22 protein-coding genes are annotated in these 23457 nt (G+C 71.5%); 9 read left to right on the top strand and 13 right to left on the bottom strand.

Annotated features, from left to right (window positions below):
• Positions 1 to 94 precede the first annotated feature (94 nt).
• A complete protein-coding gene (locus OG534_RS28415; RefSeq protein WP_326591745.1) occupies positions 95 to 2605 on the bottom strand; it encodes an ABC transporter ATP-binding protein/permease in 2511 nt (836 codons plus the stop codon).
• 231 nt (positions 2606 to 2836) lie between these two features.
• Here OG534_RS28415 and OG534_RS28410 point away from each other — a divergent pair, with 231 nt between their 5' ends.
• The gene (locus tag OG534_RS28410) at positions 2837 to 4483 is read left to right on the top strand and encodes a streptophobe family protein (RefSeq protein ID WP_326591743.1); all 1647 of its coding nucleotides are present in this window, start codon (positions 2837 to 2839) and stop codon (positions 4481 to 4483) included.
• Between the two features lie 343 nt (positions 4484 to 4826).
• Positions 4827 to 6026, top strand: coding sequence for a phosphoserine phosphatase SerB (gene serB, locus OG534_RS28405; protein ID WP_326591741.1), 1200 nt, complete (start codon positions 4827 to 4829; stop codon positions 6024 to 6026).
• A gap of 118 nt (positions 6027 to 6144) precedes the next feature.
• Here the strand turns inward: serB and OG534_RS28400 are convergent, their stop codons facing one another.
• From OG534_RS28400 to OG534_RS28385, 4 genes are all read right to left on the bottom strand, one after another.
• A complete protein-coding gene (locus tag OG534_RS28400; protein ID WP_326591740.1) occupies positions 6145 to 6666 on the bottom strand; it encodes a SixA phosphatase family protein in 522 nt (173 codons plus the stop codon).
• An 83-nt stretch (positions 6667 to 6749) separates the two neighbouring features.
• A complete protein-coding gene (locus tag OG534_RS28395; protein ID WP_326591739.1) occupies positions 6750 to 6971 on the bottom strand; it encodes a hypothetical protein in 222 nt (73 codons plus the stop codon).
• A gap of 137 nt (positions 6972 to 7108) precedes the next feature.
• On the bottom strand, positions 7109 to 7228 hold the full coding sequence (locus OG534_RS28390) for an SGM_5486 family transporter-associated protein (protein WP_267882100.1): 120 nt from the start codon (positions 7226 to 7228) through the stop codon (positions 7109 to 7111).
• Between the two features lie 5 nt (positions 7229 to 7233).
• Positions 7234 to 8610 (bottom strand): CynX/NimT family MFS transporter, encoded by a 1377-nt coding sequence (locus OG534_RS28385; protein WP_326591736.1) that lies wholly within the window; start codon positions 8608 to 8610, stop codon positions 7234 to 7236.
• Positions 8611 to 8700: 90 nt separating this feature from the next.
• Between OG534_RS28385 and OG534_RS28380 the strand changes: the two genes are divergently transcribed.
• The gene (locus tag OG534_RS28380) at positions 8701 to 9405 is read left to right on the top strand and encodes a FadR/GntR family transcriptional regulator (RefSeq protein ID WP_326591735.1); all 705 of its coding nucleotides are present in this window, start codon (positions 8701 to 8703) and stop codon (positions 9403 to 9405) included.
• Here the strand turns inward: OG534_RS28380 and OG534_RS28375 are convergent.
• The 3 genes from OG534_RS28375 to fabG form a co-directional block, all read right to left on the bottom strand.
• Entirely contained in the window at positions 9386 to 9817 is a 432-nt protein-coding gene (locus OG534_RS28375; RefSeq protein WP_326591734.1) for a hypothetical protein, read from the bottom strand. The two genes, OG534_RS28380 and OG534_RS28375, sit on opposite strands and share 20 nt — an antisense overlap.
• 305 nt (positions 9818 to 10122) lie before the next feature.
• Positions 10123 to 10893: an enoyl-ACP reductase FabI gene (gene fabI, locus OG534_RS28370; RefSeq protein WP_326591733.1), complete on the bottom strand. Its 771-nt coding sequence runs from the start codon at positions 10891 to 10893 to the stop codon at positions 10123 to 10125.
• Positions 10894 to 10898: 5 nt separating this feature from the next.
• A complete protein-coding gene (gene fabG, locus OG534_RS28365) occupies positions 10899 to 11618 on the bottom strand; it encodes a 3-oxoacyl-[acyl-carrier-protein] reductase (RefSeq protein ID WP_326591732.1) in 720 nt (239 codons plus the stop codon).
• A 184-nt stretch (positions 11619 to 11802) separates the two neighbouring features.
• Between fabG and OG534_RS28360 the strand changes: the two genes are divergently transcribed.
• The 3 genes from OG534_RS28360 (at position 11803) to tyrS (ending at position 16067) form a co-directional block, all read left to right on the top strand.
• Positions 11803 to 13326, top strand: coding sequence for a TldD/PmbA family protein (locus tag OG534_RS28360; RefSeq protein WP_326591730.1), 1524 nt, complete (start codon positions 11803 to 11805; stop codon positions 13324 to 13326).
• Complete coding sequence (locus OG534_RS28355; RefSeq protein ID WP_326591728.1) at positions 13323 to 14726, top strand: metallopeptidase TldD-related protein; 1404 nt, start codon at positions 13323 to 13325, stop codon at positions 14724 to 14726. Before OG534_RS28360 ends, OG534_RS28355 begins: the two co-directional genes overlap by 4 nt.
• Positions 14727 to 14792: 66 nt before the next feature.
• The gene (tyrS, locus tag OG534_RS28350; protein WP_326591727.1) at positions 14793 to 16067 is read left to right on the top strand and encodes a tyrosine--tRNA ligase; all 1275 of its coding nucleotides are present in this window, start codon (positions 14793 to 14795) and stop codon (positions 16065 to 16067) included.
• A 105-nt stretch (positions 16068 to 16172) separates the two neighbouring features.
• On the opposite strand, the gene OG534_RS28345 is transcribed toward tyrS, so the two are convergent.
• Positions 16173 to 16451, bottom strand: a complete 279-nt coding sequence (locus tag OG534_RS28345; protein ID WP_326591726.1) for a GlsB/YeaQ/YmgE family stress response membrane protein — start codon at positions 16449 to 16451, stop codon at positions 16173 to 16175.
• A 176-nt stretch (positions 16452 to 16627) separates the two neighbouring features.
• Between OG534_RS28345 and OG534_RS28340 the strand changes: the two genes are divergently transcribed.
• Complete coding sequence (locus OG534_RS28340) at positions 16628 to 16969, top strand: DUF3099 domain-containing protein (protein WP_326591725.1); 342 nt, start codon at positions 16628 to 16630, stop codon at positions 16967 to 16969.
• Positions 16970 to 17105: 136 nt separating this feature from the next.
• The gene (locus OG534_RS28335) at positions 17106 to 17357 is read left to right on the top strand and encodes a hypothetical protein (RefSeq protein WP_326591724.1); all 252 of its coding nucleotides are present in this window, start codon (positions 17106 to 17108) and stop codon (positions 17355 to 17357) included.
• Between the two features lie 6 nt (positions 17358 to 17363).
• Here OG534_RS28335 and moaA read toward each other — a convergent pair whose 3' ends face one another.
• The 3 genes from moaA to OG534_RS28320 all read right to left on the bottom strand — a co-directional run bounded on the left by moaA (position 17364) and on the right by OG534_RS28320 (position 20522).
• Positions 17364 to 18353 (bottom strand): GTP 3',8-cyclase MoaA, encoded by a 990-nt coding sequence (gene moaA / locus OG534_RS28330; protein WP_326591722.1) that lies wholly within the window; start codon positions 18351 to 18353, stop codon positions 17364 to 17366.
• A gap of 178 nt (positions 18354 to 18531) precedes the next feature.
• Positions 18532 to 20160, bottom strand: coding sequence for a solute symporter family protein (locus tag OG534_RS28325; RefSeq protein WP_326591721.1), 1629 nt, complete (start codon positions 20158 to 20160; stop codon positions 18532 to 18534).
• Positions 20157 to 20522, bottom strand: coding sequence for a DUF485 domain-containing protein (locus tag OG534_RS28320; RefSeq protein ID WP_326591719.1), 366 nt, complete (start codon positions 20520 to 20522; stop codon positions 20157 to 20159). Before OG534_RS28320 ends, OG534_RS28325 begins: the two co-directional genes overlap by 4 nt.
• A 256-nt stretch (positions 20523 to 20778) precedes the next feature.
• On the opposite strand from OG534_RS28320, the gene OG534_RS28315 reads away from it, so the two are divergent.
• Positions 20779 to 22320, top strand: coding sequence for a S8 family serine peptidase (locus OG534_RS28315; RefSeq protein WP_326591718.1), 1542 nt, complete (start codon positions 20779 to 20781; stop codon positions 22318 to 22320).
• Positions 22321 to 22405: 85 nt separating this feature from the next.
• Here OG534_RS28315 and OG534_RS28310 read toward each other — a convergent pair whose 3' ends face one another.
• Positions 22406 to 23449 carry a zinc-dependent alcohol dehydrogenase family protein gene (locus OG534_RS28310; protein WP_326591717.1) on the bottom strand — a complete coding sequence of 348 codons (1044 nt, stop codon included), beginning with the start codon at positions 23447 to 23449 and terminating at the stop codon, positions 22406 to 22408.
• Positions 23450 to 23457: the final 8 nt, after the last annotated feature.

Below are 23457 nucleotides of genomic sequence, written 5' to 3'. Positions count from 1 at the left end.
AGCTCAGCCCCCATGCGCCTCAGGGCGGCACCCGGACTTTCCGGGTGCCGCCCTGAGGCGTTTCGTGCGTACGGTCCCTGCCGCTGGCTGCGCGTTACCTGCCCGCGCGCATGACCTCGGGCTCGTGGCGGCGCAGCAGGCGCTGCACCAAGAAGCCGCAGGCGATGCCGATGAGCAGCAGGACGGTGATGTTCAGGCTCCACTGGCCGACCGTGGCGTCCCAGAGCGGGTCGGTGTTGGTCGGGTTGTCACGGTCCCACGGTGGCATGAGCGTGCCGAGGTTCAGCGTGGTGCCGGCGGCGGCGACGGCCCAGCGGGACGGCATCAGCCAGGCGAACTGTTCCAGGCCCGGGGAGTCGTAGACCTGGAAGAGGATGCCGGTGAAGACGACCTGGACGATCGCAAACATGACCAGCAGCGGCATGGTCTTCTCGGCGGTCTTCACCAGTGAGGAGATCACCAGGCCGAACATCATCGAGGTGAAGCCGAGCGCGATGACCGACAGGCACAGCTCGACGGCCGGCGGCATCAGCAGGCCCTCGGCGGGCAGGTCGCGCGGGAAGAAGCCGATCGCGCAGATGACGACGCCCTGGATGGCCGTGATGACGCCGAGGACGATCACCTTCGACATGAGGTAGGCGGACCGGGACAGGCCGGTCGCGCGCTCCCGCTCGTAGATGACGCGTTCCTTGATCAGCTCACGGACCGAGTTGGCGGCGCCCGAGAAGCACATGCCGACCGCGAGGATCAGCATGATCGTGCCGGCGTCGCCGTTGAACTGGGACGGCGGCTTCGGCGGGGCCAGGCCGAAAGTCGCGGGGATGACCGTGGAGACCACGCCGAGGACCGCGGGCAGGATCAGCATCAGGCCGATGAAGCCCTTGTCGGAGGCGATCACCGAGACGTAGCGGCGGATCAGCGTCCACAGCTGCGAGCCCCAGCCCTGGGGCTTGGGCGGCATCATCTGCTGCGGCGACGGCATCGCGACGGACTGCGGGGCGACGGCGTCGATGTCGGCGGCGTACAGCTGGTAGTGCTGGGAGCCCTTCCAGCGGCCGGCCCAGTCGTAGTCGCGGTAGTTCTCGAAGGCCGAGAAGACGTCCGCCCACGTGGTGTAGCCGAAGAAGTTCAGCGCCTCGTCCGGCGGGCCGAAGTACGCGACCGAACCGCCCGGGGCCATGACCAGCAGCTTGTCGCAGATGGCCAGCTCGGCGACCGAGTGGGTGACGACGAGGACCGTGCGGCCGTCGTCGGCGAGGCCGCGCAGCAGCTGCATGACGTCGCGGTCCATGCCCGGGTCGAGGCCGGAGGTGGGCTCGTCCAGGAAGATCAGCGAGGGCTTGGTGAGCAGCTCCAGGGCCACGGAGACGCGCTTGCGCTGACCACCCGAGAGCGCGGTGATCTTCTTGTCCTTGTGGATGTCGAGCTTGAGCTCGCGCAGCACCTCGTTGATGCGGGCGGCGCGCTCGGACTCGGCGGTGTCGCCGGGGAAGCGGAGCTTGGCCGCGTACTTCAGCGCGGTGCTGACCCTCAGCTCCTTGTGCAGGATGTCGTCCTGCGGGACCAGGCCGATGCGCTGGCGGAGCTCCGCGAACTGCTTGTACAGGTTGCGGTTGTCGTAGAGGACGTCGCCCTGGTCGGCGGGCCGGTAGCCGGTCAGCGCCTTGAGCAGGGTGGACTTGCCGGAGCCGGACGGGCCGATGACGCCGATCAGCGACTTCTCCGGGACGCCGAAGGTGACGTCCTTCAGGATCTGCTTCCCGCCGTCGACCGTGACGGTGAGGTGGCGGGCCGAGAAGGAGACCTCGCCGGTGTCGACGAACTCCTCGAGGCGGTCGCCGACGATCCGGAACGTCGAGTGGCCGACGCCGACGATGTCGTTCGGGCCGAGCAGCGCGGTGCCCGACTTGGGCAGCGGCTGACCGTTGACGTAGGTGCCGTTGTGGCTGCCGAGGTCGTGGATCTCGAAGCGGCCGCCCGGCATCGAGCGGAACTCGGCGTGGTGGCGGGAGACCTGGAGGTCGGAGACCACCAGTTCGTTCTCCAGCGCACGGCCGATCCGCATGACGTGACCCAGCGAGAGCTGGTGGAACGTCGTCGGGCTGCGGTCGCCGTAGACGGGCGCCGCGCCCTGCGCGGGGCGGGGTGCGGCGCCGCCCTGCTGGTGCGGGAAGTGGGCCTGCTGCGCGTGGTTCTGCTGCTGCTCCCAGGCCTGCTGCTGGGGCTGCTGCTGCGGGGCCTGGTAGGCCGGGGCCTGCGGCTGGGCGTACGCCTGCGCCGGGGCCTGCTGGGCCACGGCCGGCTGCGGCGCGGCGGCGGCGCTCAGGTTCAGTCGCGGCCCGTCGGTCGCGTTGCCCAGGTGGACCGGCGTGCCGGGCACGAGCTGGGTCTGCTGGACCCGGGCGCCGTGCACGTAGGTGCCGTTGGTGCTGCCGTGGTCCTCGATGCCCCAACCCTGGCCGTTCCAGGTGATGGTGGCATGCCGCCACGACACGCGGGCGTCGTCGATCACCACGTCTCCCTGGGGATCGCGCCCCAGCGAGTACGACCTGGACGGATCGAGCGTCCAGGTCCTTCCATTCAATTCCAGTACGAGTTCCGGCACTCCAGCCCCACTTAAGTCCCCCGAGAATCCCCCATGACGTCAGGGAGTCTAGGGATGGCGAACATCCTGGGGAACTATTTCAGGCCCGCAGCCGTATGTGGAATCCGGGCCTTGCCGGGGCGTCTACGACTGCCCGTTGACGGGGTCGAAAGTCACCCGGAGAGTGAGATACGGGACTTCTCGCCCGGTGGTCCCGTCGCGTACCGCTCGGTCGGCTTCGGGGGTTCACGCATGCGCCGCATTCGTTGGGGAGACGTGCTGCTGTCCGCCGTCGCCGCCGTGGGCTGGTCCCTCATCGTGATGGCGGCGGTGGCCGCGTCGGGGCTGCACCTGCTGGGCGCCGACGCGGCCGGGGGCTCGCTCGGGGCGATGGCGGCGGCCGTGGTGGTCCTCGCCGTGGGCGGAACCGTGACCCCCTCGGGTGACGTCTCGGCCTTCGGGGTCACCGGGGCGGGTGCCCAAACCTCTCTGGACGTCATGCCCTTGGGGGTGTCGCTGGCCGGGGCGCTGGTCCTGGCATGGGTGTTCCTGCGCTCGCTCCGGGCCGGGGCGGGCCCAGGTGAGACGGCAGCCAGGGTCGCGGCGCTCACGGCGCTGCTCGTCGCGACGGCGGGCGGGCTGGCGTGGGCCGGGCACGACGTGGTCACCCTCGACGGGACGGCGGCGCTGCCGAAGACGCCGGCGAAGGTCGAGATCCCCGGGATCGGGGACATCGGGATCGGGGACATCGGGATCGGGGACATCGGCGGGCTGCTCCCGGACCGCATCGGGGACCTGATCGAGACGCAGACCCGGGTGGGTTTCTCGGTGGAGCTCGGGCCGAGTCTGGCGGGCGCGGGGGTGTGGGTGCTCGCGGTGCTGGCGGTGGCGCTGCTCGTCTCGCGGCGCGGGCCGGCGGTGCTCGCCCGGTTCCGTCCGGCCGCCTCGGCGGTGGTGGCGATGCTGCTGGTCGCGGTGGCGGCCGGGCTGGCCTCGGCGGTGTGGGCGGCGCTCGGCGAAGCGGCCGCGGAGCCGGGGCAGGGCCGGCGGGTGCTGGGGGCCGCGCTGCTGGGCGCGCCGAACGGGAGCTGGCTGGGGGTGCTGCTGGGGCTGTTCGTGCCGGTGCACGGGCAGGTCACGGGTGCGCCGGCCCGGCTGCTGCCCCATCCGATGGACGATCTGCTGGCGGTCTCCGCGCGGGAGCCGGTGACGGTGGCCCGCCTGGCGGAGTACGACGAGCGGGTCTGGCTGCTGGTCGCGGGGGCGGCCCTGCTGCTGCTCTACGCGGGCGTGCTGGCGGCCGTACGGACTCCCGGGCGCGGGATCCCGGGATGCGCGGCGCGGATGTCGGCCGTGACCGGGGTGACGCTGGCGGTGCTGGCGTGGCTGACGGGGCTCTCCGCGGATGCCTCGCTGGCGGTGCTGGGCGTGGACGCGGTGGACGCGGGGGTGGAGCTGCGGGGGGACGTCGTGTACGCGCTGTTGCTGGGGGCGGTCTGGGGTGCGGTGGCGGGTGGGGTGGGGGCGGGGGTGGCGCGGGGGCGGCGTGCGGCTGTTGTGCCGGGGGCGGTGGGGGTGGGGTGGCCGGTGCCGGAGTCTGGTGCGCCGCCCGTTCCGTACGGTCGTCCGCCCGGCGGGGGTGATGGCCGGTATCCGCCCCCTGGAGGGACCGGGCGGGGTTCCGGGCCGTACGGCGGGGCGTCGTCGCCGTCGCAGCCGCCGTCGCAGCCGCCGTCGCCGTCGCACCAGGAGCCGCATGTCTCCTGGGACGTGACGGTGACCGGCATCCCGCCGCGGCCTCCGGGGCCCCCGAAGCCGGGTCGGCGCCCGCCCTTCACGCCGCCTCCGCCGCCGGGGGGTCCGCCGCCTCCGCCGAAGCCGTCGGCTCCGCCGCGGTGACGGTGGGCGCGGGGGCCGCTGCGCGGAGCTCTCCCCGCCCCGCCCTTCCTCCGTTCCCCGGGCGCTGCCCGGACCCGCGCCTCAAACGCCGGCGAGGCTCAAAGATCGGGGCTCCGCCCCGGACCCCGCTCCTCAAACGCCGGAGGGGCTGGATGGGCGGGGCTGGATGGGCGGGGCTCGGCCATCGGCCCCGCGCTTCAAGCGCCGGCGGGGCTGGAAAGCCGGGCTCGGGCATGGACCCCGTGCCTGGAGCGCCCGCGGGGCTGGATGTGGCGCGGCGGGGCGTTCAGGGAATGGGATGGGGGTCCTGTGCCGGGAGTCGGGAAGATACGGTGAGGGCACCATGAGCGCATCGCAGACCTCCGACGTCCCCACCCTCCTCGTCAAGATCTTCGGCAAGGACCGTCCCGGGATCACCGCCGGGCTGTTCGACACCCTCGCCGCCTACTCCGTCGACGTCGTCGACATCGAGCAGGTCGTCACCCGTGGTCGCATCGTCCTGTGCGCCCTCGTCACCAAGCCCGCCGGCGGCGCCGAGGGCGACCTGCGGGCCACCGTCCACAGCTGGGCCGAGTCCCTCAAGATGCAGGCCGAGATCCTCTCCGGCACCGGTGACAACCGGCCGCGCGGCAGCGGCCGCTCCCACGTCACCGTGCTCGGGCATCCGCTCACCGCCGAGTCCACCGCGGCCATCGCCGCCAAGATCACCTCGGTCGGCGGCAACATCGACCGTATCTTCCGGCTCGCGAAGTACCCGGTGACGGCGGTGGAGTTCGCCGTCTCGGGTGTCGAGACCGAGCCGCTGCGCACCGCGCTGGCCACCGCTTCCGCCCACATCGGCGTGGACGTGGCGGTGGTCTCGGCCGGACTGCACCGCCGGGCCCAGCGCCTGGTCGTCATGGACGTGGACTCCACCCTCATCCAGGACGAGGTCATCGAGCTCTTCGCCGCCCACGCCGGGTGCGAGGCCGAGGTCGCGGAGGTCACCGAGCGGGCCATGCGCGGTGAACTGGACTTCGAGCAGTCGCTGCACGCCCGGGTGGCGCTGCTGGCCGGGCTGGACGCCTCCGTCGTGGACAAGGTCCGTGCCGAGGTGCAGCTGACCCCGGGCGCCCGGACCCTGATCCGCACGCTCAAGCGGCTCGGCTACCAGGTGGGCGTGGTCTCCGGCGGCTTCACCCAGGTGACGGACGATCTGCGGGAGCGGCTGGGGCTGGACTTCGCCTCCGCCAACACCCTGGAGATCGTCGACGGGAAGCTGACGGGCAAGGTCACCGGCGAGATCGTGGACCGGGCGGGCAAGGCCCGGCTGCTGCGCCGCTTCGCCGCCGAGGCCGGGGTGCCGCTGGCCCAGACGGTGGCCATCGGTGACGGCGCCAACGACCTGGACATGCTGAACGCGGCCGGGCTGGGCGTGGCCTTCAACGCCAAGCCGGTGGTCCGCGAGGCCGCGCACACGGCGGTGAACGTGCCCTTCCTGGACGCGGTGCTGTATCTGCTCGGGATCACCCGCGAGGAGGTCGAGGCCGCCGACCTGGCCTGACTCCCCCGACGCTCAGACGAAGCACCACATGAAAGGGCCCCGGCGGCCGGTGCGGCTGCCGGGGCCCGTTCGTGCGTCGTGGCGCAGGTCGGTGCAGGTCGGTGCAGGTCGGTGCAGGTCAGTGGTCCTTGGGGGTCCAGAAGTCGAGCAGAGTGCCCACGCCGGGCTCCACGGACTTCCACGAACCGGTGAAGGAGACGACGGCGAGCGCCCCGGTCGGGAACCCCGTACGGGTCATGTGCTCGAGGGTGTCGCCCTCCGCGCGCCCGGAGAGGGCGTCGGCGAGGGCGTGCATGCCGGGGTTGTGGCCGATGACGAGGAGGTCGGAGACCTCGTCGGAGACCTCGTTCAGCAGGGCGATGAGCTCGCCCGGCGAGGCGTCGTAGACCCTCTCCTCGTAGTGGGTCTTCGGCCGGTGCGGCATCTCCTGGACGGCGAGCTTCCAGGTCTCGCGGGTGCGGGCTGCGGTGGAGCAGAGGGCCAGGTCGAAGGCGATGCCGGTTTCGGCGAGCTTCAGACCGACGGCCGGCGCGTCCTTGCGGCCTCGTTCCGCCAGCGGGCGGTCGTGGTCGGACACATCAGGCCAGTCGGCCTTGGCGTGCCGGAGGAGGGCGATCCTGCGGGGTGTGTCGGCGCTCATGACTCCCAGCTTCGCATGAAACGGGCCATGGGGCTGAGGGGTGTTGGGGGGCTCACCCCGGGGGGTGAGGGGCGCGCGGGAGGTCAGCCGACGGCTCGCAGGAGCGCTTCGGTGACCTGGACGAGGCCCGAGACCTCGCCGGTGGCCGCGTGGGCCTCGGCGGAGCCGGCGAGGAGCAGCATCAGGAGCCCGAAGGCCAGGGCGGGCAGGGCCAGCGCCCACCAGTGCAGGCGGGTGCTCGCGCCGGTGACGGCGCGTGCCCGGGGGCGGGACGGGAGGGACCTGGTGTGCATGGGGGCCGACATGGCCGCCTCCGTGGGTGTGGACCGGACTGGCTCGCTGTCAACGAATCTATGGATCCGGTGCAGCGGTTCCCATCCGGGGCACACCCCAGTTCACCCTGAGCCTGACCCCCTAGGGGGTGGTGGGGTTACCCCCACCCTCACGGCGAGGCGATCGTCGCGATCACGGAGATGATCACGGTGATGCCGAGGATGGCACCGAGGACGAGGCCGAGCTTCTTGCGGCCGTCCTGCGGGTTCGGTTCGAGTACGGGTGACATGCCGGTCAGTCTCGCATGCCGCATTCGTCCTCGATCGTGCGGTCCCGGCCGGCCAGGATGCCGAGCGCGATCTGCGGCACGAGCAGGCCGGCCATCAGGGCGAGCGGCAGGTCCCAGCCTCCCCCAGCTACCGCTGGGAGGTGCCCCCGGCTGTGCTGGTAGAGCGTGCCGATGACGAGGGGGCCGGGGATGGAGAGCAGGTAGCCAGTGCTCTGGGCGAAGGCGGAGAGCTTGACGACGCCGGCCGGGGACTTGGCGCGCAGCCCGATGAGGGTGATGACCAGCGGGAAGGCGCAATTGGAGACGCCGAGCAGGAGCGCCCAGGCCCAGGCTCCGGCGGCGGGTGCGAAGTAGAGCCCGAGGTAGCCGGTGAGGCCGAAGACGCCGAGGGCGGCGGCGATGGCTCCCTGGTTCTTCATGCGGGCGGCCAGGCCCGGGATGACGAAGGCGAGCGGGACGCCCATGACCATGGTGACGGCGAGGAGCACGCCGGCGGTGGAGGCGGACACTCCGGCGTCGCGGAAGATCTGCGGGAGCCAGCCCATGGTGATGTACGCGCCCGTGGCCTGGAGGCCGAAGTAGCAGGCCAGGGCCCAGGCGGTGCGGCTGCGGGCGACCCGCGGGCCCGTGTCGGCGCGTACGGCGGGGCCCGTTCCTGCCGCGGCGGCGGCGGCCCTGGCCCGCTCGGCGCGCCGGGAGGTGCGGGCGATGGGCAGCCAGGGCAGTACGGCGACCACGGCGAGGCCGGCCCAGACCAGCAGGCCGGTGCGCCAGCTGCCGCCGAGGGCGCCGGTCAGCGGGACGGTCGCGGCGGCGGCGAGCGAGGTTCCGGCGGCCAGGGCCATGGAGTACAGGCCGGTCATGGTGCCGACCCGGTCCGGGAAGTAGCGCTTGACGATCACCGGGAGCAGGACGTTGGTGAGGGCTATGCCGGCCAGGGACAGGGCACTGGCGGCGAGGAAGCCGGCCGCGCCGGCCGCGAAGGGGCGGATCAGCAGGCCGGTGGCGACGGCGGCCATGCCGGCGCAGACGACGGCGGCCGGGCCGAAGCGGCGGGAGAGCCGGGGCGCGGTGACGCCGAAGACGGCGAAGCAGAGGGCGGGGACCGAGGTGATCAGTCCGGCGACGGTGCCGCTCATGCCGAGACCCGTGCGGGTCTCCTCGAAGAGGGCGCCGAGGCTGGTGATGGCGGGCCGCAGGTTCAGGGCGGCCAGCACGATTCCGACGATGAGCACCGGACCGAGCCAGGAGGGCTGCTCGGGCGTGTGCGGGGTGGCGGCCGTGGTGCGGTCCGCGGAGGCCCCGGCCGCGCCGGTGGCCTGCCGCGAGGACGTGTGGCCCCCGGCGGGCCGGTCGAGCGTCTGGATCTCTTCGTCGGACATTCGGCCATCATAGAATCATGGGATGATTGGCTGTCCAGTCGCGTGCAACATAATCGCAGTCACCGTCACAGTCACCGTCGAGAGGGACCCATGCCGCTGACCTCGCCCCGGCGCTCCGCACTCGTCGATCAGGTGATCGCCCAGCTGCGGAACCAGATCACCTCCGGCGAGTGGCCGGTCGGCGCCCGCATCCCGACCGAGCCGGAGCTCGTCGAACTGCTCGGCGTCGCCCGCAACACCGTCCGCGAGGCCGTGCGGGCGCTGGCGCACAACGGCCTGCTCGACATCCGGCAGGGCTCGGGCACCTACGTCATCGCGACCAGCGAGCTGGCGGGCGTCATGCACCGGCGCTTCGCCGGGGCCGAGCCTCGGCACATCGCCGAGCTGCGGTCGACGCTGGAGTCCTCGGCGGCCCGGCTGGCTGCGGAGCGGCGGACCGAGCGGGACCTCGTGCAGCTGGACGCCCTGCTGGCGCGCCGCGAGGAGGCGTGGGCGGGCGGGGACGCGGAGGTCTTCGTGGCGGCGGACGTGAGCCTGCACATGGCGGTGGTGACGGCCTCGCACAACGACGTGCTGATCGAGCTGTACGCGGACCTCGGCGAGCTGGTGGCCGACTGGCTGCGGGCGGACGTGGGCACCGAGCTCGATCCCGGAGCCCATCTGGACCACGCCCGGCTGATCGAGGCGATCCGGCGGGGTGACGGGGACGCGGCGGCCTCGGAGGCGGCGGGCTACCCGTTCACCTGCCTCGGCGAGAGCGCCGAGGGGAATCCGCTCACGGCCGCTGGTGGCTGACCCACGCCGAGCGGACTTCCTTCCAGCAGCGGCCGGTGAGCTCGGCCCGGCCGGCCGGGCCGACGGCCACGGCGACGCCGTCGCCGTCCACGTCCCACCAGCGGTCACACTCGACGTGCAGCCGTACGAGGTCGGTCTCCGGGTAGGCGTTGTGGCAGTGCGCCGTCACCTGCGAGCCCTCGATCGCCGTGTCGCAGTCGGCTCCGAAGAGTTCCCGGGCGGAGGGCAGCGAGGGCTGCGCGGGGGGCTCCACCGGGATCTCGGCGAGCTCCACGACAGCCGGGGCCACCGCCTCGGGGCCGGGCGCCGACTCGTCTCCCCCGGGCTGCGCGGCCGCTCCGGGGATCAGGAGTCCGGTCAGGACCACTGAGGTGACCAGTATCGAGACCGCTCGGCTCGGCTTCGCTCGCACTCCTACCTCCTCCCCGCAGGAGCCGGGAAGATCCCGACGTGGCCAGTTTGCAGGCATCTGTCCTGGTTTTCGACTCGGGAAGATTCGCTCAGCCGGTGAACATGCGATCGAGCGCGCGACCGCAGGGCCCGCCCCGGCCTGCTCCGGGCTCCGCCCCGCCGGGCGCCGTACCCCGCCCCGGCCCGTGCCGGGCCCCGCCCGCACCGGGTCCCGGCCGGTCCGGCCCGCGCCAACGGCGGCGGCCGCGCCTCCCGGAGGGGGAAGCGCGGCCGCCGTCGTACGGACGCAGGGGATCTGACCGGAGGTCAGGCACCCATCGCGTGCAGGCCGCCGTCCACGTGGACGATCTCGCCGGTGGTCTTCGGGAACCAGTCCGACAGCAGGGCGACGACGCCCTTGCCGGTCGGCTCCGGGTCGCTCATGTCCCACTCCAGCATGGAGCGGGTGTTCCAGACCTCGGCCAGCTCGCCGAAGCCGGGGATGGACTTCGCGGCCATCGAGCCGATCGGACCGGCCGAGACCAGGTTGCAGCGGATGTTCTCCTTGCCCAGGTCACGGGCGAGGTAGCGGCTGGTGGCCTCCAGCGCGGCCTTGGCCGGGCCCATCCAGTCGTACTGGGGCCAGGCGAACTGCGCGTCGAAGGTGAGGCCGACGATGGCCGCGCCCTCCGCCGGGAAGAGCGGCTTGCAGGCCATGGCCAGCGACTTCAGCGAGAACGCCGAGACGTGCATGGCGGTGGCGACCGACTCGAACGGCGTGTTCAGGAAGTTGCCGCCGAGGGCGTCCTGCGGGGCGAAGCCGATGGAGTGCACGACGCCGTCGAGGCCGCCGAGCTCGTCGCGGACGAGGCCTTCCAGGCGGGCCAGGTGCTCGTCGTTGGTGACGTCGAGCTCGATCACCTTGACCGGCTTGGGCAGCTTCTTGGCGATGCGCTCGGTCAGCGACGGGCGCGGCCATGCGGTGAGGATGACCTCGGCGCCCTGCTCCTGGGCCAGCCGGGCCGTGTGGAAGGCGATGGAGGACTCCATCAGCACACCCGTGATGAGGATGCGCTTGCCCTCGAGAATTCCGCTCATGGTGATCAGTGACCCATGCCCAATCCGCCGTCAACGGGAATGACGGCTCCGGTGATGTACGCGGCGTCGTCGGACGCCAGGAAGCTCACGGCTGCCGCGATCTCCTCGGGCTGCGCGTAACGGCCGAGCGGCACCTGGCCCACGATGCCCGCGCGCTGCTCGTCGGTGAGCACCTTCGTCATGTCGGTGTCCACGAAACCGGGGGCGACGACGTTGAAGGTGATGTTGCGGGAGCCCAGCTCACGGGCGAGCGAGCGGGCGAAGCCGACCAGCGCGGCCTTGGAGGCGGCGTAGTTCGCCTGGCCCGCCGAGCCGAGCAGTCCGACGACCGAGGAGATCAGGACCACGCGGCCCTTCTTGGCACGCAGCATGCCACGGTTCGCGCGCTTGACCACCCGGAAGGTGCCGGTGAGGTTGGTGTCGACGACCGAGGCAAAGTCCTCCTCGGACATCCGCATCAGCAGCGTGTCCTTGGTGATGCCGGCGTTGGCCACCAGCACCTCGACGGCGCCGTGCGTGTCCTCGATCTGCTTGTAGGCCTGCTCCACCTGCTCGGAGTCGGTGATGTCGCACCGCACCGCCAGGACACCGAGCGAGGTGAGCGCCTCCGGCGGCTCACCCGACCGGTACGTGATCGCGACCTTGTCGCCGGCCTGCGCGAAGGCTCGGGCGATGGCGAGGCCGATGCCCCGGTTTCCTCCGGTGACGAGAACCGAGCGGCTCAACGGATCACCCTTTCGCTAGCGGTCTGAATACCAAAAACCTATAGGTCACATCCCTCGTACGGAGAATCGACCCCCGACAGGGCCTCGCGACAGGCTCTGTCGAGTCCCTACAGAAAGATGTAGGCACAAGCGCCCTGATCGCGACATGATCGGAGCGACCGTCCCCGACCCCGGGAGGACTTCCGTGCCCCATTCCATCGACGCGGCCTTCACCGCGCTGCCCTTGCGGGCGCTCGCCGACGCGGCGCTCGCCCGGGCCCGCGCGCTGGGCGCCGACCATGCCGACTTCCGGCTGGAGCGCGTCCGCAGCGCCTCCTGGCGCCTGCGGGACGCCAAGCCCTCCGGCGGGTCCGACACCACCGACCTCGGCTTCGCCGTCCGGGTGGTGCACGGGGGCAGTTGGGGATTCGCCTCCGGCGTGGACCTGACCATGGACGGCGCCGCCAAGGTGGCCTCGCAGGCCGTGGCCATGGCGAAGCTCTCCGCCCAGGTGATCAAGGCCGCGGGCTCGGACGAGCGGGTGGAGCTCGCCGACGAGCCGGTGCACGCCGAGCGGACCTGGATCTCCGCCTACGACGTGAACCCGTTCGAGGTGCCGGACGCGGAGAAGGCGGCGCTGCTCGCCGACTGGAGCGCGCGCCTGCTGGCGGCCGACGGGGTCGCGCACGTGGACGCCTCGCTGCTCGCCGTGCAGGAGAACAAGTTCTACGCCGACACCGCGGGCACCTCGACCACGCAGCAGCGGGTGCGGATCCACCCGCAGCTCACGGCGGTCGCGGTCGACGCCTCCACCGGCGAGTTCGACTCGATGCGCACCATCGCCCCGCCCGCCGGCCGCGGCTGGGAGTACCTGACGGGCACCGGCTGGGACTGGAACGCCGAGCTGGAGCAGATCCCCGGCCTGCTCGCCGAGAAGATGCGGGCGCCGAGCGTGCAGGCCGGTCGCTACGACCTGGTCGTGGACCCGTCCAACCTGTGGCTCACCATCCACGAGTCCATCGGCCACGCCACCGAGCTCGACCGGGCGCTGGGCTACGAGGCGGCGTACGCGGGGACCTCCTTCGCCACCTTCGACCAGCTGGGCAAGCTCAAGTACGGCTCCCCGATCATGAACGTGACGGGTGACCGCACCGCCGAGCACGGACTGGCCACCGTCGGCTTCGACGACGAGGGCGTCGAGGGGCAGAGCTGGGACCTCGTCAAGGACGGAACGCTGGTCGGCTACCAGCTGGACCGGCGGATCGCGAAGCTGACCGGCCTCGGGCGCTCCAACGGCTGCGCCTACGCCGACTCCCCCGGGCACGTGCCCGTCCAGCGGATGGCGAACGTCTCGCTCCAGCCGGATCCGGGCGGGCTGTCGACCGAGGACCTGATCGGCGGGGTGGAGCGCGGGATCTACGTGGTCGGCGACCGCTCCTGGTCGATCGACATGCAGCGCTACAACTTCCAGTTCACCGGGCAGCGCTTCTTCCGGATCGAGAACGGCAGGCTGGCCGGGCAGCTGCGCGACGTCGCGTACCAGGCCACCACCACCGAGTTCTGGGGCTCGATGGAGAAGGTCGGCGGTCCGCAGACCTACGTCCTGGGCGGCGCCTTCAACTGCGGCAAGGCCCAGCCGGGCCAGGTCGCGGCGGTCTCGCACGGCTGCCCGTCCGCGCTGTTCCGCGACGTGAACATCTTGAACACCACGCAGGAGGCCGGCCGATGAGCACGCTTTCGAACGGACGCACCAAGCCGCACGAGATCGTCGAGCGGGCGCTGGAGCTGTCGACCGCCGACGGCTGCGTCGTCATCGCCGACGAGGAGTCCACCGCCAATCTGCGCTGGGCGGGCAACGCGCTCACCACCAACGGCGTCACCCGCGGCCGGACCCTCACGGTCATCGCCACGGTCGACGGCAAGCAGGGCACGGCCTCGGGGGTCGTGTCGCGCTCGGCCGTCACCGCGGCCGACCTGGAGCCGCTGGTCCGGGCCGCCGAGGCCGCCGCCCGCGGGGCGGGCCCCGCCGAGGACGCCCAGCCGCTGGTCACCGGGACCCCTGCCTCGCCGGACTTCACCGACGCCCCGGCCGAGACCACCTCGGCGGTGTTCGCGGACTTCGCCCCGGCGCTCGGCGAGGCCTTCGCCCGGGCCCGCGAGGGCGGCCGGGAGCTGTACGGCTTCGCCAACCACGAGCTGGTCTCCACGTACGTCGGCACCTCGACGGGCCTGCGGCTGCGCCACGACCAGCCCATGGGCACCCTGGAGCTCAACGCCAAGTCCCCCGACCGCCAGCGCTCGGCCTGGGCCGGCCGCTCCACCCGGGACTTCAAGGACGTGGACCCGACCGTCCTGGACGCGGAGCTCGCCGTGCGCCTCGGCTGGGCGGAACGGAAGATCGACCTGCCCGCCGGGCGGTACGAGACCCTGCTCCCGCCGACGGCCGTGGCGGACCTGCTGATCTACCAGATGTGGTCGGCGGCGGCCCGGGACGCGGTGGAGGGCCGTACGGTCTTCTCCAAGCCCGGGGGCGGCACCCGGGTCGGTGAGAAGCTGACCGAGCTGCCGCTGACCCTGCGCAGCGACCCGAACGCGCCGGGCCTGGAGTCCGCGCCGTTCGTGATCGCGCACAGCTCCGGCGACGACGCCTCGGTGTTCGACAACGGCCTGCCGGTCCCGGCGACCGAGTGGATCCGGGACGGCGAGCTGGCCCGGCTGACCACGACCCGGCACACCGCCGCTCTGACGGGCCTGCCGCTCTCCCCCTCCTTCGGGAACCTGATCCTGGACGGCGGCGGCGACAAGTCGCTGGAGGAGATGGTGGCCGGCACCGAGCGGGGTCTGCTGCTGACCTGCCTCTGGTACATCCGAGAGGTGGACCCGGCCACGCTGCTGCTCACGGGCCTGACCCGGGACGGCGTCTACCTGGTGGAGAACGGCCAGGTCGTGGGCGAGGTCAACAACTTCCGGTTCAACGAGTCCCCCGTGGACCTGCTGTCGCGGGCCTCGGAGGCCGGGCGGACCGAGAAGACCCTGCCACGCGAGTGGAGCGACTGGTTCACCAGGGCCGCGATGCCCGCCCTGCGCATCCCGGATTTCAACATGAGTTCGGTCAGCAAGGGCGTCTGACCCACCTAGACTGATCGTTGCAACGAAGTGTTGCAATTTCCGATCATCCGAAGGAGTCGAGAGACCGTGACGGACATCGTCGACGAACTGAAGTGGCGTGGGCTCTTCGCCCAGTCCACTGACGAAGAAGCGCTGCGCAAGGCGTTCGCGGACGGTCCGGTCACGTTCTATTGCGGCTTCGACCCGACGGCCGCCTCGCTGCACGTGGGGCACCTGGTGCAGGTGCTCACCGTGCGCCGGCTCCAGCTGGCCGGGAACCGGCCGCTGGCGCTGGTCGGCGGGGCCACCGGGCAGATCGGCGACCCGCGGCCGACGGCCGAGCGGACGCTGAACGCCCCGGAGACCATCGCCAACTGGGTGACCCGGCTGCGCACCCAGATCGAGCCGTTCCTGTCCTTCGAGGGCGAGAACGCGGCGCTCATGGTGAACAACCTGGACTGGACGGCGGGCATGTCCGCCATCGAGTTCCTCCGGGACATCGGCAAGCACTTCCGCGTCAACAAGATGCTGACGAAGGACTCCGTCGCCAAGCGGCTGGACTCCGACCAGGGCATCAGCTACACCGAGTTCAGCTACCAGCTGCTCCAGGGCATGGACTTCCTGGAGCTGTACCGGCGCTACGGCTGCGTGCTCCAGCAGGGCGGCTCCGACCAGTGGGGCAACCTGACGGCCGGACTCGACCTGATCCACCGGGTCGAGCCGGGCGCGGTCGTGCACGCGCTGGCGACCCCGCTGATGGTCAAGGCGGACGGCACCAAGTTCGGCAAGTCCGAGAGCGGGGCCGTCTGGCTCGACCCGGAGATGACCACGCCGTACGCGTTCTACCAGTTCTGGCTGAACGTGGACGACCGGGACATCTCCACCTACATGCGGATCCTTTCCTTCAAGTCCCGCGAGGAGCTGGAGGTGCTGGAGGCGCAGACCGCCGAGCGGCCGCAGGCGCGTGCCGCGCAGCGGGCGCTGGCGGAGGAGCTGACCACGCTCGTGCACGGCGCCGACCAGTGCGCCGCCGTGATCGCCGCGTCGAAGGCGCTGTTCGGTCAGGGCGACCTGGCGGAGCTGAGCGATGCCACGCTGGCCGCGGCCCTGTCCGAGCTGCCGCACGTCAAGGTGGCGGCGACGGACCTCGGCCCGGTCGTCGACCTGTTCGCGGAGACCGGCCTGGTCGCGAGCAAGTCGGCGGCGCGCCGGACCGTGAAGGAGGGCGGCGCCTACGTGAACAACGTGAAGGTCGCCGCCGAGGACGCGGTCCCCGCCAAGGAGGACCTGCTGCACGGGCGCTGGCTGGTGCTGCGCCGCGGCAAGAAGAACCTGGCCGCGGTGGAGGTCACCGGCGCCTGAGCGGACGTCACCGGCGCCCGGCGCGTCGGGGCGGCACGGAACACGGCGGAGGGGCCGGTGCGGACATGCGGTCCGGCCGGCCCCTCCGTCATGATCCGGGGTGCCTCACGTCGTCTGGCGCCCGCGGCCCCGGATCGATCCGTAGACCATCTCGCCGAGCGCGACCACGGCGACCGCGCCGGCGAGCTGCAGCAGGTGGCGGATCCAGTCGATGCCCCTGGTCTCGCCGACGCCGATCCAGGTGGCCACGGCGTTGCCGAGGACCGCGCCGGCGATGCCGAAGAGGGTGGTCAGCCAGAGGGGCTGGTGCTGCTTGCCCGGCAGGATGGCCCGCGCTATCAGCCCCAGCACGAAACCGACGATGATCGCCCACAACCAAGACATGTCGAGCCTCCTCCTGGCGCGTTGTGCGCACGTGGGCCCAGTCTCGACCCGTCCGGCGTACAACGCATTTCGGACAGCACCGATAGGGGTGCCCCCTCTCCTCGCGCTGACGGGGGCCGCGTACGGTGGGAGGGTCCGGGCCGGGCAGCGGCCGGCGGGTGATCAGGTGGTGGAGCGTGGAGCGGACGAAGCGGCAGAAGCGGAACGGGGCCGAGGTCTTCCGTATCACCGGTGCGCGGATGGGGCTCGCCGAGGACGTCCGGGGCCGCCAGCGCCGGTACGTGATCTCGATGGTCGTCAGGACCCTTTCGGTCATCGCGACCGTGCTGTTGTGGAACGTGCAGCGCCCCGTGGCCATCGTGACGCTCGTCGCGGGAGCCCTGCTGCCGTACGTGGCCGTGGTCATCGCCAACGCGGGGCGCGAGTCGACGCCCTCGCTGCCCTCGCACTTCGTCCCGGCCCCTGTGCGGCCGGCACTGGATGCCGGAAACCTCAAGAAAAGCTCAGATCAATCATGAAGTTCCGGTGCACTCCACCGGGTCCTGCGTGACATACTGCTCACGCGCTCCGCATCCCCCGTCGGAGCGACGGACCGACGCCGGGCAGCTCCCCCCGTGGCTGCTCGGCGTCGCCATTCCGTTCTAGGGTGGGGCCGTGACTTCTTCCGCCTCCGCCGCCCCCGACGAAACCCCCACCTGCTCCGCCAAGGGCTGCCGCGACGCGGCCGTATGGGTCCTGGCGTGGAACAACCCGACGCTGCACACGCCGGAGCGGCGCAAGACCTGGCTGGCGTGCGAGGAGCACCGCGAACACCTCTCCCAGTTCCTGGGGGTCCGCGGTTTCCTCAAGGACGTCGTGAAGCTCGACGAGTGGGTGCAGCCGGAGGGCTCGGAGCGCCTGCGCTGAAGCGGGTCAGCCGCCGATCGCGGACATCGGGCGGTCGGGCTGCAGGAAGGACGGGTCGTCGAGACCGGACCCGGCCTTCTTGCCCCACATCGCGACCTTCCACAGCCGGGCGATCTCCTCGTCCGGGGCTCCCGAGCGCAGGGCGGCGCGCAGGTCCGACTCCTCGGTGGCGAACAGGCACGTACGGACCTGGCCGTCGGCCGTGAGCCGGGTGCGGTCGCAGGCGCCGCAGAACGGGCGGGTGACGGAGGCGATGACGCCGACGGTGGCCGGGCCACCGTCGACCACCCAGCGCTCGGCGGGTGCGGAGCCGCGCTCGTCGGCGCCTTCCTCGGTGAGCGTGAAGCGGGTGCGCAGGGACTGCAGGATGTCCCCGGCGGTGATCATGCCGTCGCGCTTCCAGCCGTGCTGGGCGTCGAGCGGCATCTGCTCGATGAAGCGGAGCTCGTACTCGTTCTCCACGGCCCAGGCGAGCAGGCCGGGGGCCTCGTCGTCGTTGAGGCCGGGCATGAGCACGGCGTTGACCTTGACCGGGGTCAGGCCGGCGTCGCGGGCCGCGGCCATGCCGTCGATGACGTCGTGGTGCCGGTCGCGGCGGGTGAGGGTCTTGAAGACCTCGGGCCGCAGCGTGTCCAGGGAGACGTTCACCCGGTCCAGGCCGGCGGCCTTGAGCGCCTGTGCGGTGCGCTTGAGGCCGATGCCGTTGGTGGTGAGCGACATCTTCGGGCGGGGCTCCAGGGCCGCGCACCGCTCGACGATCCCGACGAGGCCGGGGCGCAGCAGCGGCTCGCCGCCGGTGAAGCGGACCTCGGTGATCCCGAGCATGGTGACCGCGATGCGGATCAGCCGGACGATCTCGTCGTCACTGAGCAGATCGGACTTGCCGAGCCACTGCAGTCCCTCCTCGGGCATGCAGTAGGTGCAGCGCAGGTTGCACTTGTCGGTGAGGGAGACGCGCAGGTCGGTGGCCACGCGGCCGTAGGTGTCGAGAAGCACTGTGGGCCCACTCCCCTGTCCGGATCTGTAGGGTGCGCGTCGCATTGGATCTACGTCACGCGTTCTATTTCGAGCGTACGCGACGCGTGTGTCATGTAGAGCTGCCCAAATGAACGAGACGTAACGTGGCCGCGTCGTACGGACCTACGACGCGGCCACGCTGGGTGTTCGTACGATGTCAGTGCGCCCCGGTACCGGTGAGGGAGCGGACCTCCAGCTCGGCAAACTTCTGCGGGTCGGCCTTCTCCTTCGACAGGACGGTTCCCAGCCATCCCAGGAGGAAGCCGAGGGGGATCGAGATGATGCCCGGGTTCTCCAGCGGGAACCAGTAGAAGTCGGCGTCCTTGAACATCGAGGTGGGCTTGCCGGACACGACCGGGGAGAACAGCACCAGGCCGACCGCCGAGATCAGCCCGCCGTAGATGGACCAGAGCGCCCCCTGGGTGGTGAAGCGCTTCCAGAAGAGGCTGTAGAGGATCGTCGGCAGGTTGGCGGAGGCGGCGACCGCGAAGGCGAGGGCGACCAGGCCGGCCACGTTCAGGTCACGGGCGAGGGCACCCAGGCCGATGGCGACGGCCCCGATGACGACCGTGGACCAGCGGGCCGCGCGGACCTCCTCCTTCTCGGTGGCGTTGCCCTTGCGGATCACGTTCACGTACAGGTCGTGTGCGAAGGACGAGGAGGAGGCGAGGGTCAGGCCCGCGACCACGGCGAGGATGGTGGCGAAGGCGACGGCGGAGATCACGGCGAGCAGGATGGCGCCGCCGGTGGAGTCGGGTCCGCCGCCGACGGCTTGGGCGAGCAGCGGCGCCGCGGTGTTGCCGGCCTTGTTCGAGGCCAGGATGTCGGCCCGCTCCAGCAGGGCCGCGGCCCCGAATCCGAGGGCGATGGTCATCAGGTAGAAGGCGCCGATGATGCCGATGGCCCAGTTCACGGACTTGCGGGCGGCCTGGGCGGTGGGCACGGTGTAGAACCGGATCAGGATGTGCGGCAGGCCGGCGGTGCCGAGGACGAGGGCGATGCCGAGCGAGATGAAGTCCAGCTTCGACGTCGAGTCCTTGCCGTACTTGAGGCCTGGTTCGAGGAACTTCACCCCTTGTCCGCTGTTCTCCGCGGCCTTGCCCAGCAGGTCGGAGACGTTGAAGTTGAACTTCACCAGGACCAGGACGGTGATCAGCAGCGCGCCGGCGATCAGCAGGACGGCCTTGATCATCTGGACCCAGGTGGTGCCCTTCATTCCGCCGATGGTCACGTAGACGATCATCAGGACGCCGACGAGTGCGACGACGGCCACTTTGCCGCCGTCGTTGGTGATGCCCAGGAGCAGCGAGACGAGCACGCCGGCGCCGGCCATCTGGGCGAGCAGGTAGAAGATCGAGACCACGATGGTGGAGGTGCCGGCGGCGGTGCGGACGGGCCGCTGGCGCATCCGGTACGCGAGGACGTCGCCCATCGTGTAGCGGCCGGAGTTGCGCAGCGGCTCGGCGACGAGCAGCAGGGCGACCAGCCAGGCGACGAGGAAGCCGATGGAGTAGAGGAAGCCGTCGTAGCCGAAGAGGGCGATGGCTCCGGCGATGCCGAGGAAGGACGCGGCGGACATGTAGTCGCCGGAGATGGCGAGGCCGTTCTGGAAGCCGGTGAACTGGCGGCCGCCCGCGTAGAAGTCGGCGGCGTCCTTGGTCTGGCGGCCGGCCCAGATGGTGATGATCAGGGTGGCGACGACGAACAGCCCGAAGAGGGCGATGATCAGCGGGCGGTGCTCGGAGGCGCCCGCGGCGACCGTCGTCAGGTGGTGCGTACCGCTCATTCCGCGGCCTCCATCCGCGCCTTGATGGCCCCGGCCTTGGGGTCGAGCTCGGCGGCGGCGTGCCGCGCGTACAGCCAGGCGATCAGGAAGGTCGTCGCGAACTGGGCGAGGCCGAGCACGAGGGCGACGTTGATGTTGCCGAAGAGCTTGGTCCCCATGAAGCCGCCCGCGTAGTTGGACAGCAGGACGTAGAGCAGGTACCAGGCGATGAAGGCCACGGTGAGCGGGAAGGCGAAGGAGCGGTAGGAGCGGCGCAGTTCGGCGAATTCCGCGCTCTTCTGGACGCTCGCGTAGTCATCGGCCGTGGGGCCCGCCAGTGGCGTTCCCGTGCTGCCGGGAGGCGGCGCTGCTTCGGTGGTCACGGGGGGATCTCCTTGTGACGCAGGTGCGGTGGGGACGACGGACAAAACAACCTCCGTGTGGGGGGACGGTGGTGCCGAGCCCCCCTGTCAACGGCACGGCCGGCGTGTCGGGACGGTTCAACACCCGTGGATTCTTCGGAAACTGATTTCTCGAACTGATGGCGGGGAGGGGAACGACAGCACTAGGTTCACTTGTCATGGACCCGCCCGACGCGACCGCGTCAGGGCGGCTTTTTCACGATGATCTGGAGAACCCATGGCTCATCTGGGACCCCGCAGCCGGCGCGCCCTCTCCGTACCGGTCGGCCTGGCGCTCACCGCTTCGCTCGCCTTCCTGCCCTCGGTCGCGGCCTCCGCCGCCCCGCTGGACAACACGGCCGGGACGGCGGCCTCGAAGCCCGAGACCTCCGGCCCCAAGCTGTCGTACGTGGCGAACCTGAACACGTACGCCACGATGAAGGCGGCGAAGAAGGCCGTGGAGCGGGCCGGCGGAACGGTGGTGACGGCCTATGAGCAGATCGGCGTCGTCGTCGCACATTCCCAGAACCCGGACTTCGCCAAGCAGCTGCGAGCCCAGCGGGGCCTGTTCGTGTCGGTCGGCGCCACCCGGACGGCCCCGCTCCAGGCGGTGCAGACCACCGAGGAAGGGGCGACCCAGCAGCTGAGCGCGGCGGACGCGGCCAAGGCCGCGGCGCAGGCCCAGGACGGGCAGGAGCCGCTCGAACCCAACCAGTGGGACCTGCGGACGATCAGGGCCGACGAGGCTCACAAGATCAACGATGGCAGCCGGGACGTCACCGTGGGCATCATCGACACGGGTGTCGACGACACCCACCCCGATCTCGCCCCGAACTTCTCCAAGGGCCAGTCCGCCAACTGCGTCGGCGGTGTCGCGGACACCACCGAGGGCGCCTGGCGCCCGTACGCCGACGGCAGCGACCACGGCACGCACGTGGCCGGCACCATCGGGGCCCCGCGCAACGGCCTCGGCATCAGCGGTGTGGCGCCCGGCGTGAAGATCGCCGCGATCAAGGTGAGCGAGCCCGGGACCAGCCTCTTCTACACCGAGGCTGTCGTCTGCGGCTTCATGTTCGCCGCCGAGAAGGGGATCGAGGTGACCAACAACAGCTACTACGTCGACCCCTGGCTCTTCAACTGCAAGACGGACGACGACCAGAAGGCGCTGGTGGAGGCCATCGCCCGGGCCACCAAGTACGCCGAGCGCAAGGGCACGCTCCACGTGGCCTCGGCCGGCAACTCCAACCAGGACCTGGCGGCCGACTCCCTCGTCGACGACACCAGCCCCAACGACACCACCCCGGTGCCGCGCACCATCGACCCGAAGGTCTGCCTGGACCTGCCGACGCAGCTGCCGGGCGTGGTCACGGTCTCGGCGACCGGTGACAAGGGCCTGCGCTCGTACTACTCCAGCTACGGCCTCGGGGTCGTGGACGTCGCCGCCCCCGGCGGCGACAAATGGCAGGTCCCGGCCACCCCGGACGCCAACGGGCGCGTGCTGTCCACCGTCCCGGGCGGGGGCTACGGCTACAAGCAGGGCACCTCGATGGCCGCCCCGCACGTCGCGGGCGTCGCGGCGCTGCTCAAGAGCGCCCACCCGTCGGCCACGCCGGCGCAGCTCCAGACGATGCTGAAGTTCCAGTCCACCAAGGCGGCCTGCCCGACGCAGATCTACGACGCCGCGGGCGCCCTGATCGACGCCACCACCTGCGCGAGCAAGTGGGGCCAGACCGGCTACTACGGCCACGGCGTGGTCGACGCGCTCAAGGCCGTGAAGTAGGCGGCAGCGGTAACGGTGAACGGACGGGCCGGGCGGGGATCACCCCGCCCGGCCCGTCCGTTCGTCTGGTCGTCCGTTCAGCCGGTCAGAGCTTGATCAGCACCTTGAGCGCGCTGCGGTCGTCCATCGCGCGGTAGCCGTCCGGGACCTCGTCCAGGGACACGGCCCGGTCGAAGACGGGCGACGGGTCGATCGCGCCGCTGAGCACGTCCTCCAGCAGCTCCGGGATGTAGGCGCGCACCGGGGCCACGCCGCCGCGCAGGGTGATGTTGCGGTCGAACATCACACCGAGGTCGAGGCCGGTGCCGCTGCCGTGCGGGACGCCGACGTAGCCGACGGACCCGCCGTCGCGGGTGATGTTCACGGCGGTGCGCATGGACTGCTCGGTGCCGACCGCCTCGATGACCGCGTGCGCGCCGCGGCCGCCGGTGAGCTCGCGCACGGCCGCCTCGGCGGCCTCGCCGCGCTCGGCGACGACGTCGGTGGCACCGAAGAGCCTGGCTATGTCCGTACGGGCGGTGTGGCGGCCCAGTGCGATGATCCGCTCGGCGCCGAGTCGCTTGGCGGCGAGGACGCCGCACAGGCCGACCGCGCCGTCGCCGACCACGGCGACCGTGGAGCCCAGGCGCACGCCGGCGCCCAGCGCCGCGTGGTGGCCGGTGCCCATGACGTCGGAGAGCGCGAGCAGCCCGGTCAGCAGGTGGTCGTCGGAGACGGCCTCGGCGGGCAGCTTCACCAGGGTGCCGTCGGCGTGCGGGACGCGGACGGCCTCGCCCTGGCCGCCGTCGTGGCCGACCGAGCCCCAGAAACCGCCGTGGTCGCAGGAGGTGAACAGGCCCTCCTTGCAGTACTCGCAGGTGCCGTCCGACCACATGAACGGCGCGACGACCAGGTCGCCGGCGCGGAGGCCCGAGACGGACGGGCCGGTCTCCTCGACGATGCCCAGGAACTCGTGACCGATGCGCTGACCGGGCTGACGCTCGGCCTCGCCGCGGTAGGCCCACAGGTCGCTGCCGCAGATGCAGGCGCGCAGGACGCGGACGACGGCGTCCTCGGGGCGCTGGATCGCAGCGTCGGGCACCTCCTCCACCCGGATGTCGTGCGGGGCGTGGATGACGGTGGCGCGCATGGTGGTGC

The organism is Streptomyces sp. NBC_01294, assembly GCF_035917235.1.
GTDB lineage: Bacteria > Actinomycetota > Actinomycetes > Streptomycetales > Streptomycetaceae > Streptomyces > Streptomyces caledonius.
The sequence above is the reverse complement of the archived record's forward strand: the minus strand, read 5'-3'. Positions and strand labels throughout refer to the sequence as shown.